Below are 858 nucleotides of genomic sequence, written 5' to 3' on the forward strand. Positions count from 1 at the left end.
CGCCGTCTCGGGCGCCGCCGGCCGGTCCGCACCCGGCGGCGGCGCGTAGAAGACGTGCGCCTCCTCGGGATCCGTGGTGGACACCAGGAGCTGCGGCAGCCGCAGCCGCAGGGCGTCGGCGAACAGCCGCTGCCCCTCCTTCACCGTCAGCCCCACCGCCAGGTGCGCCTGGTGGCGGGCGTCGGCGTGCAGCGCGCTACAGGCCATGCCGATCTCGCTCCAGATGTCCCAGTCGACGCCGATCCGCAGCGTGCTCCCGTCGCCCTGGTAGCGGGCGAAGCCGTCCAGCAGGCCGTTGGCGGCGGCGTAGTCGAACTGGCCGATGCCGCCGTACTGCGCCGCCATCGACGAGCAGTAGACGGCGAACGCGGGCCGGTCGCGCTCGATCAGCCGCTCCACCAGGAGCGCGCCGCGCAGCTTGGCCGCCGAGGCCCGCCACGCCGCGGCGGCGTCGCGCCGGACCAGCAGACCGCCCGCGGCCACACCGGCGGCGTGCACGACTCCGTCGACACGGGTGGTGAGCCGGTCGAGGACCGCCTCCGGATCCGCCGTCGCGAGGTCCGCCTCCAGCAGGTCGACGCGGTCGGCCCACGGTGCCAGCTCCTCCGGCAGTTCCGTGCGGCGGGCCAGCAGCACCACCCGGCAGTCGGCCTGCTCCAGCAGCCAGGCGGCGACGCTGCGGCCGATGCCGCCCGTCCCGCCGAGCACCAGGTACGTGCCCGGGCCCACCGGCCCCGCCGGCGCCGCCACCGGGGCGGGCGCGGGCACCGGCAGCAGCGCCTGCCGCCACCAGAAGCCCTGCCGCAGCGCCAGCCGGCGCGGCAGCTCCGCGCCGCCCGCGTCGGCCTCGGCCAGCAG

At 77.6% G+C, this 858-nt stretch carries 1 protein-coding gene; it reads right to left on the reverse strand.

Annotated elements, in window-relative coordinates; genetic code table 11:
* A partial coding sequence (locus JNW98_RS24540) for an SDR family NAD(P)-dependent oxidoreductase (RefSeq protein ID WP_223770460.1) occupies positions 1-858 on the reverse strand: 858 nt, incomplete at both ends.

This window comes from Streptomyces huiliensis, from assembly GCF_020037025.1.
In the GTDB taxonomy this organism is placed as follows: Bacteria; Actinomycetota; Actinomycetes; order Streptomycetales; family Streptomycetaceae; genus Streptomyces; species Streptomyces huiliensis.